This window comes from Brevundimonas sp. (assembly GCF_029946145.1).
Lineage (GTDB): Bacteria > Pseudomonadota > Alphaproteobacteria > Caulobacterales > Caulobacteraceae > Brevundimonas.
On sequence record NZ_JAQSDY010000008.1, the window covers coordinates 47614 to 60267 of the forward strand.

A 12654-nucleotide genomic window follows, 5' to 3' on the forward strand; every position below is an offset into this window, starting at 1 on the left:
TGCCTAGCCGCCCCCACCCGGTCGCTGCGCGACCACCCTCCTCCGGAGGGGGAGGGAGAGGATTTGTGCGAACGTTTCGCAATGCCCATGCTCCCGACGTGGGTACATGGACGGCGCAGGGAACCATCGCTATATCCGGGCTCGCCGCAGCAGGCGATCGTCGCGCGCGTCGGGGACCTGTGCGCCCCGCCGCAAGCCGCGCGTTCGTGCAACCGGATTGTCGGGCGGCGTTGACCAGAGGAAGCCTCTCCATGCCGTCGAACGACAGCCTCAAGACCCGTCAGGACCTTTCCGTCGGGCGCAAGAAATACGCCTATTACAGCCTTCCGGCCGCCGAGGAAGCCGGTCTGGCCGGGATTTCCCGTCTGCCCCGCTCCATGAAGGTGCTGCTGGAGAACCTGCTGCGCAACGAGGACGGGGTTTCCGTCACCGAAGCCGACCTGCGCGCCATCGCCGCCTGGACCGAGAACAAGGGCTCGGTCGAGCACGAGATCGCCTTCCGCCCGGCCCGGGTGCTGATGCAGGACTTCACCGGCGTGCCCGCCGTCGTCGACCTGGCCGCCATGCGCGACGCCATGAGCGCGCTCGGCGCCGATCCGACCAAGATCAACCCGCTGAACCCCGTCGACCTGGTCATCGACCACTCGGTCATGGTCGATCATTTCGGCACGCCCGGCGCCTTCAACCAGAACGTCGAGCGCGAATACGAGCGCAACATCGAGCGCTACAAATTCCTGCGCTGGGGGTCCTCGGCCTTCAACAATTTCCGCGTCGTGCCCCCCGGCACCGGCATCTGCCACCAGGTGAACCTGGAGAATCTGGCCCAGACTGTCTGGACGCTGGAAGAGGGCAAGAAGACCGTCGCCTATCCTGACACTGTCGTCGGCACCGACAGCCACACCACCATGATCAACGGCCTGGCCGTTCTGGGCTGGGGCGTGGGCGGCATCGAGGCCGAGGCGGCCATGCTGGGCCAGCCGATCCCGATGCTGATCCCCGAGGTCATCGGCTTCCGCCTGACCGGCGCCATGTCGGAAGGCACGACCGCCACCGACCTGGTCCTGACCGTCACCCAGATGCTGCGCAAGAAGGGCGTGGTCGGCAAATTCGTCGAATTCTTCGGCCCCGGCGTGACCAGCCTGACCATCGAGGACCAGGCCACCATCGCCAACATGGCCCCGGAATACGGCGCCACCTGCGGCTTCTTCCCGGTGTCGCGCGCGACCATCGACTATCTGACCGCCACGGGGCGCGACAAGGCGCGCGTCGCCCTGGTCGAAGCCTACGCCAAGGCGCAGGGGCTGTGGATCGACGAAACCTCGGAAGACCCGATCTTCACCGACGTGCTGGAACTGGACATGGGCGCGGTCGTGCCGTCGCTGGCCGGTCCCAAGCGTCCGCAGGACAAGGTCGAGCTGACCGTCGCCGCCCCGTCGTTCGAAACCGCCCTGGGCGAGGTCTTCAACCGTCCGGTCGACGCCCCGCGCGTCGCCGTGGAAGGTGAGAAGTTCGACCTCGGCGACGGCGACGTCGTCATCGCCGCCATCACCAGCTGCACCAACACCTCCAACCCGTCGGTCCTGATCGCCGCCGGCCTGGTGGCGCGCAAGGCCCACAAGCTGGGCCTGAAGGTCAAGCCGTGGGTCAAGACCTCGCTGGCCCCCGGCTCGCAGGTGGTCACCGACTATCTGACCGCCGCCGGCCTGCAGGCCGATCTGGACGCCATGGGCTTCAACCTGGTCGGCTACGGCTGCACCACCTGCATCGGCAACTCGGGCCCGCTGTCGGACAGCATTTCGAAAGCCATCAACGAGAACGGCCTCGTCGCCACCTCGGTGCTCTCGGGCAACCGCAATTTTGAAGGCCGGGTGAACCCCGACGTCCAGGCCAACTATCTGGCCTCGCCGCCGCTGGTCGTGGCCTACGCCCTGGCCGGCTCGATGCGGATCGACATCTCGAAGGATCCGATCGGCAAGGACAAGAAGGGCAAGGACGTCTTCCTCAAGGACGTCTGGCCGACCTCGAAGGAGATCGCCGACATCCAGAAGAAATGCGTCACCCCGGCCATGTTCGCCAAACGCTACGCCGACGTCTTCAAGGGCGACAAGCACTGGCAGGGCATCAAGGTCGAGGGCGGCCAGACCTACGCCTGGGACGAGGCCTCGACCTATGTCGCCAACCCTCCGTATTTCGAGGGCCTGTCGATGGAGCCGGCGCCGGTCGCCGACATCGTCGAGGCGCGCGTACTGGCCATCTTCGGCGACTCGATCACCACCGACCACATCAGCCCGGCCGGTTCGATCAAGAAGACCTCGCCGGCCGGCGCCTATCTGACCAACCGCGGCGTCGACGCCCTGGACTTCAACAGCTACGGCGCCCGCCGCGGGCACCACGAAGTCATGATGCGCGGCACCTTCGCCAACATCCGCATCCGCAACAAGATCACCCCGGACATCGAGGGCGGCGTCACGCGCCACTTCCCGTCGCAGGACACGATGTCGATCTATGACGCCGCCATGCGCTACCAGTCCGAGGGCCGCCCGCTGGTCGTGTTCGCCGGCAAGGAATACGGCACCGGCTCGTCGCGCGACTGGGCGGCCAAGGGCACCCGCCTGCTGGGCGTCCGCGCGGTGATCGCCGAGAGCTATGAGCGCATCCACCGCTCGAACCTGGTCGGAATGGGCGTCGTGCCGCTGCAGTTCAAGGCCGAGGGCTGGCTGCGTCTGGGCCTGACCGGCGAGGAGATCGTCACCATCCGCGGCCTGTCGGACGCCAACGTCGGCCGCCTGCGTCCGCGTCAGGACCTGTGGGTCGAGCTGTTCCGTCCGTCGGACGGCAAGATGGCCCGCTTCCCGGTCCGCTGCCGCATCGATAACCAGACCGAGATGGACTACTTCAAGGCCGGCGGGGTCATGCCCTATGTGCTGCGCAACCTGGCGCGCGGTACGGCCGAGTAGTCAGAAGGTCGCGCAAGGGAGCCCGGGTTGCAGATACAGCTCGTCCGCAGCGCCACGATCCGCGTGTCGATGGCGGGCGTCACCCTGCTGATCGATCCGTGGCTCGCGGCGAAGGGCGAGGGGCGAAGCTATTCGGGCGACGTCCGCTCGCCCCTCGTCGACCTGCCGATGCCGGTCGAAGCGGTTGTCGACGGGATCGACGCGGTCCTGGTGTCACATCTGCACTCTGATCATTTCGACGCCGTCGCGGCGAAGGCGATTCGTCCCGGGACGCCCGTGCTCGCGCCCGCCCGTGACGTGGCAGGTCTGCGGGCCCTCGGCATCGCCGATATCGTCGTCGTGGACGGGTCGGCGGCGGTAGGGTCGGTCGAGATCGTCCTGACGCCCGGCCGGCACGGACCGGACGACGTCCTGGCGGCGATGGGCGAGGTGTCGGGCTTCCTCCTGCGCGCCCCGGGCGAGCCCTCGCTTTACTGGGTCGGAGACAGCATCCTGTGCGACGAGGTGCGCGACGTCATTCGGTCGGAAAGGCCGGAAGGGATCGTGGTGCACGCATGCGGCGCGGACTGGCAGGGCTCAGGTCCGCTGGTCATGGATGCCGCCATGGTCCTCGAAACCTTGCGGCTGTCGCCGTCCGCGACGGTTGTGGCGACGCATCTGGACGCGGTTGATCACGCCACTGTTTCGCGGGCCGATCTTGATCGGGCGGCGGCGGCCGAGGTTGGGGAGCCGCAGCGCCGGCGGCTGCGGATACCGGCGGACGGGGAGATTCTGGCGTTTCCCGCCGGGGAAGACGGGACCTGAGGCCGAACGGCCGCCGGCCCTCTCCTCGCCTCAGCCCGCCGTCGCGTTGTGCGGGCCGCGATCCCGGGGGTTGCGGCCGAACGCCTGGTCGCAGACGGCGCGGCCAAACTCTTCCGAGACCATCATCTGGCGGTCGCCGAGCAGGCCGCCGAGGCGCCCCTGGGCGCTGGTCGCCACGGAGACAGGAAAGCGGCCGACGATGCGGTCGCCATGCGAGGGATCGACGAACTCCACCGTGCCGGACAGGGTGTGGACGCCGTCGCCGTTCAGCAGGGTTTCCAGCCGGCCGGCGCGCTGTATCCGGTCGAGGTGGATGCGGACGTCGACCGGCGCCGTGCCCCACATGCAGCGCCTCAGCTCCTCATGGACCTCGTCGGAGAAGGTGTCGGAGAAATCGTCCTCGGCGTTCAGCCAGTCGGTGGACAGGGTGATGCTGCCGACCTGCGCCGTTTCCTGGAGGCCCGGGGGCAGGTCGATCGGCGGTCCCCCCTCAATGACGGGAGCGCAGGCCGCGGTGGCGAGCAGGACGGTGGCGAGGATGGCGGCGGACTTCATTGGGGGCTCCCGGTTTCGCGGCAAGCTTTAGCGTAACGGGCGGTGAACGCCCGATGAACCGGGTTCTCCGGAAGATTAAATCGCCGTAAGGCGCCGGTCTAGCGGCCGAACACCTCGACCCCGATGTCGCCGCCGGGCGTCAGCCAGGCCCGTTTCATGCCCTGGCTGTTGAAAGGGTGGGCGATGTTCCCGTCGCGGTCGAGGGCGATCAGGCCGCCGTCGCCGCCCATGGCGCCGATCTCGTCGATGACCGCGCGGCCGGCCTCGGCCAGGGTCTGGCCCGCGCCGACGCGCCAGCTGACCTGGGCGCAGGCGGCGACGCGGATGAAATATTCGCCCTGTCCCGTGCCCGAGACGGCGACCCGGCCGTCGGCCCAGCTGCCGGCGCCGGGGATGGGGGTGTCGCCGACGCGCCCCGGCATCTTGCCGAACACGCCGGCTGTCGAGGTGGCCGCGGCCAGCCGACCCTGATCGTCCAGCACGCAGCAGCCGACGGTGCCGTGGCTGAGCGTCCCCGGCGGGTGATTGTCCTCGCCCTGACCGGCCCGGGTGAACCAGGCCTCCTCGTCGCCGATCATTTCCAGACCCTGGTCGAGGGCGAACAGGGCCGCGCCCTCGCCGGCCAGCATGACGTGGGGGGTGCGGTCCATGACGGCGCGGGCGGCGACGACCGGATTGCGGAAGCCCTGCAGGGCGGCGACGGCGCCGGCCTTGCGGGTCGCCCCATCCATCAGGCTGGCGTCCAGCTCATAGGCGCCGGCCAGATTGGGCGAGGCGCCGCGACCGGCGACGTAGAGACCGGAGTCCTCCAGCAGCACCGTGGTTTCGACCGCCACGTCCAGCGCCGATGCGCCCGCGTCCAGCCGCGCCTTCATGGCCTCGACCACCTCGCGCATATGTGCGGTCTCGCGGTCGTAGTTGCGTTCGCGCCGGGCGCCCGCGCCGCCGTGGAGGATGAGGGCCGTCATGAAGGGTCGTCTCCTGATCGCCTCTTTCAAACGGGCGTGGCGCTGATTAGCCTCAAGCCGACGCGCGCGCCACCGGGGCGGGACGCCTTTGCGAGAGACCTCCCCATGCGCGCTGTCCTGTCCAAGGCTCCCGGCGGTCCCGAAACCCTGGTGGTCGAGGAGGTCATGGACCCCCGGCCGATGAAGGGCGAGGTCGTGATCGAGGTGCGGGCCATCGGGGTCAACTTCCCCGACACCCTGATCATCGAGGACCGCTACCAGTTCAAGCCGACGCGGCCCTTCTCGCCCGGCGGCGAGGTGGCGGGCGTGGTCGAGGCCCTCGGCGAAGGCGTCACCAACGTCCGCAAGGGCGACCGCGTCATCGCCGTGCCCGGCTGGGGCGGCATGGTCGAGCGGCTGGCGGTCCCGGCGGCTTCGGTGATGAAGATCCCCGACGCCATGGATTTCAACACAGCCGCCGCCCTGGTGATGACCTATGGCACCTCGTACTACGCCCTGAAGGACCGGGCCCAGCTGAAGGCGGGCGAGAGCCTGCTGGTGCTGGGGGCGGCCGGCGGCGTGGGCGTCGCGGCGGTCGAACTGGGCAAGGCCATGGGCGCGCATGTGATCGCCGCCGCCTCGACCAACGACAAGGTGCAATTCGCGCTGGAGGCGGGGGCCGACAACGGCCTGATCTATCCGTCGGGCGAGATGGACAAGGCGGCCCAGAAGGAGCTGTCGGGCGAGCTGAAGCTGGCCTCGGGCCGCGACGGGCCGGACGTGGTCTATGACGCCGTCGGCGGCGACTATTGCGAGCCCGCCATCCGCTCGATGGACTGGAACGGCCGCTATCTGGTGGTCGGCTTCCCGGCCGGCATTCCCTTGCTGCCGCTGAACCTGACCCTGCTGAAGTCGGTGTCGGTGATCGGGGTGTTCTGGGGCGCCGCCGTGATGCGCGACCCCGCCGCCCACGCCGCCAACATGGCCGACCTGCTGCGCTTCTGGGAGGACGGCAGGATCCGCCCGCGCGTCAGCCAGACCTTCCCGCTGGAGCGCGCCCATGAGGCCATCAAGGCGCTGGGCGACCGCTCGGTGATGGGCAAGGTGGTGGTGACGGTGGAAAACTGATTCCGCTCATCCCCGCCTTCGCGGGGATGAGCGGACTGGATCAATCCTCGCGCAGCCGCTCCAGCGCGGACCGGGCCTGGTCCTTGTGCCGGCGTTTGATATTGGCGCCGAGGGTGGCGATCAGCGCCGCGATCACCGCGGCGTCGTCGGTGAAGCCGATGCCGGCGAAGATGTCGGGAATGGCGTCGAACGGCAGGACGAAATAGGCCAGCGCCCCGACCATGATCCCCTTGGCCGCCGTCGGCGTCTCGGGATCGCGGGCGGCGAACCAGACCGACAGGGCCTGCCCCGCGAACGGAATGCGCGAGGCGGTGCGCCGGATCTTGGGCCAGAAGCCCTTCTGCACCCGCACTTCGTTGACCCGCTGGATCGAGGGCACGAGGGCGCGCGACGGGTCGAGGGCCTCCTCGGGCGTGATCGGCCCGGTGGCGTGATTGGCTTTGGCGGACATGGCGGCTAAACCCCGCGGCGATCTCAAGGTTCACACAACATAGGGGCTGCGGCCATGAAACTCGACAGTTCGATCGCGGCGGTGGTGACGGGCGGGGCCTCGGGCCTGGGCGAAGGCACGGCGCGGGCCATCGCGGCCACGGGCGCCAGGGTCGCCCTGTTCGACATGAACGCGGAAAAGGGCGAAGCGATCGCGAAGGAGATCGGCGGCGTCTTCTGCCTGGTCGACGTGACCGACGACGCCTCGGTCGCCGCCGGTTTCGAAAAGGCCCGCGCCGCCCACGGGCAGGAGCGCCTGACCGTCAACTGCGCCGGCATCGCCACCGGCCAGAAGACCGTCAGCCGCAAGAAGGACACGGGCGAGATCCGCGCCCACGACATGGCCCAGTTCGAACGCACCGTGCGGGTCAATCTGTTCGGCACCTTCCGCGTCCTGTCGCAGTCGGCGGCCGGGATGGTGACGCTGGAGCCCATGGCGGACGGCGAGCGGGGCCTGATCGTCAACACCGCCTCGGTGGCGGCCCAGGACGGCCAGATCGGCCAGGCGGCCTATTCCGCGTCCAAGGGCGGCGTCTACGCCATGACCCTGCCGGTCGCGCGCGACCTGGCCCAGGAAGGCGTCCGCTGCAACACCATCCTGCCCGGCATCATGTGGACGCCGATGATGGCGGGCATGGACCAGAAGGTCCAGGACGCCCTCGCCGCCGCCATCCCCTTCCCCAGCCGTCTGGGCACGCCCGCGGACTATGCCTCGCTGGTGCTGGAACTGGCCCGCAACGTCTATATCAACGGCGAATGCATCCGGCTCGACGGCGCCATCAGATTGGCGCCCCGCTGACGCGAGGAAGGACGCTAGCGCTCGCGACGCGGTCGCTCGCTGCTTGAGCGCAAGGAAAAGTGCGTTGGGGGCTTGCGAGGGATCGGGCCTTCCCGCTATACGCCCGCCTCCGACTGAAGTGCGGGCGTAGCTCAGTGGTAGAGCACAACCTTGCCAAGGTTGGGGTCGAGAGTTCGAATCTCTTCGCCCGCTCCAGTCGATTGAAGAGGCCCGGTCGCCAGATCGGGCCTTTTTCAATTCCGCCCGGGCGGCGTGAGTTTGCCAAGGTTGGGGTCGAGAGTTCGAATCTCTTCGCCCGCTCCAGTCGATTGAAGAGGCCCGGTCGCCAGATCGGGCCTTTTTCAATTCCGCCCGGGCGGCGTGAGTTTGCCAAGGTTGGGGTCGAGAGTTCGAATCTCTTCGCCCGCTCCAGTCGATTGAAGAGGCCCGGTCGCCAGATCGGGCCTTTTTCAATTCCGCCCGGGCGGCGTGAGTTTGCCAAGGTTGGGGTCGAGAGTTCGAATCTCTTCGCCCGCGCCATCGCGGTTCAAAACTGCGAACTCCGCCAACAGCGGCGTAATTCCCATCATCACTGGACGCCAGCGCCCGCAACAGCTGGGTTCGCGAGCCGATGATGCGCGCCTCGGTCTTGCTGATGACCTCCACGCGCTGCGTCAGGGCGCGAAGGTGGTCTCGCCGGTAGCCGCTGGTGCGGTCGCGGAGCTTGCGGCGCGCGGCCGTCGCGAATCGACTGAGAGACTCGGCGGTAATCGTCGGCGCCAGGCGGTCCACCGATGCACTGACCCGCGCGGCGTCGGCTCTGGCCTGGTCACGAATGCTGGAAAGTTCGGCGACCCGATCTTTTAGGGAAGGATCGTCAGGCGCCAGCATCCCGTTCTCGATGGCTTCATAGAGGCGATTGAGCTTGGCCTCGGCCTCGGTGGCGCGCTTGCGCATCTCGGCGACGTGCCCGCGCCGCTGATCGGCCCACTCCTCCCGACGATCCAGAAGCTGCTCCATCAACAGCATCAGGCGCTCCGGATCGAGCAAGCGGGTTTCAAGGTGGTCGATGACGGCGTCGTCCAGCTTGTCCATCGGGACCGACATGCCGGTGCATCCGGTCGCTCCGATCCGGGCCTTGGTGGAACAGGCGTAGTAGCGATACTGGCCGCCTGCGCTCCCCTTCCCCGTCCTCAGGGTCATCGCGCCGCCGCAGGCGCCGCAGAAGCAGATGCCGGTGAGCAGGTTCGGTCCGCTGGAGACGCGCGGCGGCGTCCACTTCGGATTCCGGGATGTCAGGTGAGCCCTGACGGCGTCGTAGTCCGTTTTCGATACGATTGGCGGCACGGCCATGATGGCGTGCTCGGACTCCGGCTTCGGCTTCTTGGTCTCGTGGTCGCGGGCATTGAACCGGTGCTCGCCCATGTAGGTCGACCGGGTCAGGATCTTATGCACGGCGCTGATTCCCCAGCGTCCGCCGTCGCGGGTCCGGATGTTCTGATCGTTCAGGCGCGTGGCGATGGTCTTGAGCCCCATCGGTCCGCGCTCCCCGTCACCGGTCAGCGCCCAACGGTAGATGGTGCGCACGATCTCGGCCTGGAGCGGATCGATCTCCAGCTTCTTCTTGGTCTTGGACCCGCGCTGCTCGGCGGCGACGATGCGGTACCCAATCGGCGGGCGGGCGCCGTTCCAGAAGCCTTGCCGGGCGTTCTCTTTCATGGCCCGCAGAGTGTGCTTGGCGTTCTCCCGGGACTGGTACTCGTCGAAGAGCGACATGATCTGCCGCATCATCATGCTCATGGGATCGTCGCCCAGCTCCTGGGTGATGGAGACCAGACGCACCCCATTCTTGGCCAGCTTCCGGACATAGAATTCGAACTGGAACTGGTCGCGGAAGAACCGCGAGAAGCTGTGCACCACGACGACGTCGAAGCCGGGCGGCTTGATCAGGGCCGCCTCGATCATCGACTGGAATGAAGGACGCCGGTCGTCAGTGGCGGTGTTGCCCGGCTCCACATATTCGGCCGCCGCTTCCCAGCCCTTGGCCTCGCAGTAGGCTTCAAGCTGGCGGCGCTGGTCCGGGATCGACAGGTCGTTGGTCGCCTGCCGGCCGGTTGAAACCCTGAGGTAGAGGGCGGCGCGGGTCTGGACCCCTGTGTGGCGAGCCGTGTCCGTCATGTCCTCATCCTCTCAGAGGCGCGGACCGAAGACCTCGTCCAGCACCTCACCAAGCCAAGCCTCCACCGCCCGCACCTCCGCCGGGGTGATCGGCAGGTCCTCGGGCCAGGTGTCGGTGATGCGTATGGGTGAGCGTACCTCGACTCGCCGGGCTGGCGGAGTCCGGCGCCGCCGCCTCTGCGGCTCCGATGACGGCTGGACGTACATGGCCGCCAAGCTGGCCACTCTAGAAGCAGGCGCATACTCGTAAGCTCTCCCTCGCAAATTTCCGGCCCCGCCTTCTCGCAAGGCGGATCGATCCATCGATCCTTGCCGAGCCACCAGCGGGGCCGGACGAGCGGGTCAACGCCTGCGGCGCCCGTCGCAGCCCGCAGGGCGCGAAGCGGGGTTGAGGCGGTCGGACGGCTCCGCTCCACACCGGGCTTTGAGGGTCGATACGGCAGCGCTTGTCAGACAATGCCGGCGCAAAGCCTATCCTGCCCTCGACCCTCACTTGCGTTCAGAAGACTGCCGCGCTTCCGCCTCGTCGACCGCGCGGCACAACCGGGCGAGCGCCTCGGCCAAGCGCGCTTCGGCCAGTGCTTGGTCGATACCGAGATGTGCTGCGATCTCGTCCAGCGGCATGTCCTCGAAGCGATGCAGAACAAAGACGTGGCGGCAGTCGGGGGGCAGTTGCCGGATGGCTCGCACTAGGACGCGGTGGTGGTCCGGTTCTGCGGCCCGCCTGGACCCTCGCCAGCATCCGAACCAACCAAGGCTCACGGCCCTGCCCCTTCGTCCATCCCGATGGCCGCCTCGACGACGTCCAGAAGGCCGCTGATCACCCTGACGGCGGCCTCGGGCGGGACCGTTAGCTCCGGCTCTACCGCACCGGATCGCAAATCCCCTGAGGCGTAGAGCGGTCCAAGGACTGCGGCGAGTTCGGCCAAGCCCTCTGGCACCTCTCGCAGTCCGGCCAATCGGGCGCACCGGAGGGTCTTTTTCAGATCATGACGCAGACGGATGCGGTTCCAATCGTCGGAGAACCCGCGATGGAGCAGGTAAGCCTTGAGACCGAGTTCGATTGCGATGGCGGAGGCATAGGCCGATCTTCCCCCTGAGCGATCAACCTCGGTCCAGGCCATGGCATGGAAGGTCCTGGCATTGCGGACGAAGGCGACAGCCAGACTTCGCTCGGGAGGGCATGACCTCCACTTACGCGTCTGGAAAAACATTTGCTGGTGGCCAGGCACGCGCGATTTCTCCGTGGCGACGAAGCGGCGCGCAGTCGGACAGTGTCCGCTGGCGTTTCGGCACGAGGTGCGCGAAAGTGATCACACCGACCCGACAAAGTCAACACGGTGTACTCACAAAGGAGCACATCGTGCCGACTATCACCCCTTTGCAGATCAAGCTGGCGCGGACCGCGATAGGGTTCGGAGTGAGAGAACTCGCAGAGGCGGCGGATGTCGCTCCCTCCACTATCCAACGTTTTGAATCCGGGCGAGGGGACATGCAGTCCCGCACATTAGACAAGGTGCAAAGGTGCCTTGAAGCTTCGGGTGTGATCTTCATTCCGGCCGACTCAGCGGGCGGACCAGGCGTGCGATTAAGGGCCTAGGGCTGTCGCAGTGCTGTAGCGGCAGACCGCCTCACCGTAGCGGATCACCAACGTAGCGAATCGCGCTACAAAAGCTTGACTTATGTAGCACGCCTCGCTACAAGCTGCGCGTGGAAGGCTCTCGCCGTGATCCTTAGTTGGAAGGGCAAGCAAGCTAGGGAGGTCTTTGAGGGCAATTGCCCCAAGGGTTTCCCGGCGGACCTCTTCAAGCGGGTGCGGCGCAGCCTCTTCCAGCTGGATGCGGCGACGCGGCTCGATGATCTCAAGCATCCGCCGGGAAACCGCCTGCACCGCCTCCAAGAGGATCGGGCGGGGCAGTGGTCGATCAGCGTGAACGACCAGTTCCGCATCTGCTTCCGATGGACCGATCAGGGTCCGGAGGACGTTGAGTTCGTCGATTACCACTGAGCGGGGGCTCAGTGGAGCGGCCCGGGATCGGGCCAGAAAGAGAGAAGTCCGCCGATGGCGACGCATGACTTCGCCAACTTCGCGGCTCCCGCGCCGCACCCTGGCGAGCACCTGCGGGAAGACTACCTGCCCGCTTACGATCTCAGCGCCGGCGCTCTCGCCAAGGCAATGGGTCTGAAGGACCGGGCCCGTATCGAGCGCTTGGTGCGTGAGAAGCAGTCAATCACCGCCGATACGGCGCTGCGTCTGGCCAAGGTCTTCGGCACGTCCCCTCAATACTGGATCAACCTCCAGACCACCCACGACCTGTCCAAGGCTGCAATCGAAGGGCGCGGCGAGCTGGAGAGGATCGAGCAACTGCACGCGCCGGCCTAAGCAGGGGTCGAACGGACGTGAACGAGCGCTTGGCCGCAGCACCGCATGGCTTCGCGCTAGAACATAAGCCCCCCTTGGTTCCACCGTGCTTCCGCAGCGGCGATAGAGGTTTGCGACGAGGGCGATGCGCGGGAGGTAGTCCTTACTATGGCTTCATCATTGGCCGGCGCCCCTCCGACGCTTTATTCTCGGCGTTGATAATCGCCACGAGCTGCTCTAGCTCGCTGAGATGTGCCGACACAGCTGCCGGTTCTGGGACCTTCACGGTCGCCGCAGCAGGGTTGTCGTGGCTGTAGGTGTTCGCAGTCGTCATCCCTGAGTGGAAGGCGTTGGCGGTGGTGTCCGACAGATGCACATACCTTAGCTTAAGCGTCTCCACGCTGAGCTGCACCCGGTTTCGAGGACACCCGGTTAAGCTACAACCGTCTGCCTTTC

At 67.2% G+C, this 12654-nt stretch carries 13 protein-coding genes, 1 tRNA gene and 1 pseudogene; 7 read left to right on the top strand and 8 right to left on the bottom strand.

Features of this window, described 5'->3' with window-relative positions:
- The first annotated feature begins 251 nt into the window (after positions 1-251).
- Together acnA and PSV23_RS02235 are read left to right on the top strand one after the other, a co-directional pair.
- Complete coding sequence (gene acnA / locus PSV23_RS02230) at positions 252-2957, top strand: aconitate hydratase AcnA (protein ID WP_300465884.1); 2706 nt, start codon at positions 252-254, stop codon at positions 2955-2957.
- A 27-nt stretch (positions 2958-2984) separates the two neighbouring features.
- Positions 2985-3761, top strand: coding sequence for an MBL fold metallo-hydrolase (locus PSV23_RS02235; RefSeq protein WP_300465885.1), 777 nt, complete (start codon positions 2985-2987; stop codon positions 3759-3761).
- 30 nt (positions 3762-3791) lie between these two features.
- Here PSV23_RS02235 and PSV23_RS02240 read toward each other — a convergent pair whose 3' ends face one another.
- Positions 3792-4316, bottom strand: a complete 525-nt coding sequence (locus tag PSV23_RS02240; RefSeq protein WP_300465886.1) for a hypothetical protein — start codon at positions 4314-4316, stop codon at positions 3792-3794.
- 98 nt (positions 4317-4414) lie between these two features.
- Positions 4415-5284: an isoaspartyl peptidase/L-asparaginase gene (locus tag PSV23_RS02245; RefSeq protein ID WP_300465887.1), complete on the bottom strand. Its 870-nt coding sequence runs from the start codon at positions 5282-5284 to the stop codon at positions 4415-4417.
- Between the two features lie 105 nt (positions 5285-5389).
- Here PSV23_RS02245 and PSV23_RS02250 point away from each other — a divergent pair, with 105 nt between their 5' ends.
- Positions 5390-6391 carry an NADPH:quinone oxidoreductase family protein gene (locus PSV23_RS02250; protein WP_300465888.1) on the top strand — a complete coding sequence of 334 codons (1002 nt, stop codon included), beginning with the start codon at positions 5390-5392 and terminating at the stop codon, positions 6389-6391.
- Positions 6392-6431: 40 nt separating this feature from the next.
- Here PSV23_RS02250 and PSV23_RS02255 read toward each other — a convergent pair whose 3' ends face one another.
- Complete coding sequence (locus PSV23_RS02255) at positions 6432-6842, bottom strand: YkvA family protein (protein ID WP_300465889.1); 411 nt, start codon at positions 6840-6842, stop codon at positions 6432-6434.
- A gap of 54 nt (positions 6843-6896) precedes the next feature.
- Here PSV23_RS02255 and PSV23_RS02260 point away from each other — a divergent pair, with 54 nt between their 5' ends.
- Both PSV23_RS02260 and PSV23_RS02265 read left to right on the top strand, forming a co-directional pair.
- On the top strand, positions 6897-7679 hold the full coding sequence (locus PSV23_RS02260) for an SDR family NAD(P)-dependent oxidoreductase (protein ID WP_300465890.1): 783 nt from the start codon (positions 6897-6899) through the stop codon (positions 7677-7679).
- Positions 7680-7799: 120 nt separating this feature from the next.
- Positions 7800-7874: transfer RNA gene (locus PSV23_RS02265), tRNA-Gly, on the top strand.
- Between the two features lie 855 nt (positions 7875-8729).
- On the opposite strand, the pseudogene PSV23_RS17350 reads toward PSV23_RS02265, so the two are convergent.
- The 4 genes and pseudogenes from PSV23_RS17350 to PSV23_RS02285 all read right to left on the bottom strand — a co-directional run.
- A pseudogene (locus PSV23_RS17350) lies at positions 8730-9836 on the bottom strand (recombinase family protein); the annotation flags it as partial.
- Positions 9837-9848: 12 nt separating this feature from the next.
- Complete coding sequence (locus PSV23_RS02275) at positions 9849-10061, bottom strand: hypothetical protein (protein ID WP_300465892.1); 213 nt, start codon at positions 10059-10061, stop codon at positions 9849-9851.
- Positions 10062-10325: 264 nt separating this feature from the next.
- Complete coding sequence (locus PSV23_RS02280; RefSeq protein ID WP_300465893.1) at positions 10326-10526, bottom strand: sigma factor-like helix-turn-helix DNA-binding protein; 201 nt, start codon at positions 10524-10526, stop codon at positions 10326-10328.
- 68 nt (positions 10527-10594) lie between these two features.
- A complete protein-coding gene (locus PSV23_RS02285; protein WP_300465894.1) occupies positions 10595-10960 on the bottom strand; it encodes a hypothetical protein in 366 nt (121 codons plus the stop codon).
- A 602-nt stretch (positions 10961-11562) separates the two neighbouring features.
- Between PSV23_RS02285 and PSV23_RS02290 the strand changes: the two genes are divergently transcribed.
- Positions 11563-11844, top strand: coding sequence for a type II toxin-antitoxin system RelE/ParE family toxin (locus PSV23_RS02290; RefSeq protein ID WP_135062347.1), 282 nt, complete (start codon positions 11563-11565; stop codon positions 11842-11844).
- 54 nt (positions 11845-11898) lie between these two features.
- A complete protein-coding gene (locus PSV23_RS02295) occupies positions 11899-12219 on the top strand; it encodes a HigA family addiction module antitoxin (RefSeq protein ID WP_135062348.1) in 321 nt (106 codons plus the stop codon).
- 145 nt (positions 12220-12364) lie between these two features.
- On the opposite strand, the gene PSV23_RS02300 is transcribed toward PSV23_RS02295, so the two are convergent.
- Positions 12365-12654 (bottom strand): hypothetical protein (locus tag PSV23_RS02300; protein WP_300465895.1); only part of this gene is annotated, 290 nt, incomplete at its 5' end.

Excerpts from the sequence above, each read along its gene's own strand:
- acnA (WP_300465884.1), top strand. The coding sequence starts at position 252 with ATGCCGTCGAACGACAGCCTCAAGACCCGTCAGGACCTTTCCGTCGGG.
- PSV23_RS02240 (WP_300465886.1), bottom strand. The coding sequence starts at position 4,316 with ATGAAGTCCGCCGCCATCCTCGCCACCGTCCTGCTCGCCACCGCGGCC.
- PSV23_RS02245 (WP_300465887.1), bottom strand. The coding sequence starts at position 5,284 with ATGACGGCCCTCATCCTCCACGGCGGCGCGGGCGCCCGGCGCGAACGC.
- PSV23_RS02250 (WP_300465888.1), top strand. The coding sequence starts at position 5,390 with ATGCGCGCTGTCCTGTCCAAGGCTCCCGGCGGTCCCGAAACCCTGGTG.
- PSV23_RS02255 (WP_300465889.1), bottom strand. The coding sequence starts at position 6,842 with ATGTCCGCCAAAGCCAATCACGCCACCGGGCCGATCACGCCCGAGGAG.
- PSV23_RS02260 (WP_300465890.1), top strand. The coding sequence starts at position 6,897 with ATGAAACTCGACAGTTCGATCGCGGCGGTGGTGACGGGCGGGGCCTCG.
- PSV23_RS02285 (WP_300465894.1), bottom strand. The coding sequence starts at position 10,960 with ATGGCCTGGACCGAGGTTGATCGCTCAGGGGGAAGATCGGCCTATGCC.
- PSV23_RS02295 (WP_135062348.1), top strand. The coding sequence starts at position 11,899 with ATGGCGACGCATGACTTCGCCAACTTCGCGGCTCCCGCGCCGCACCCT.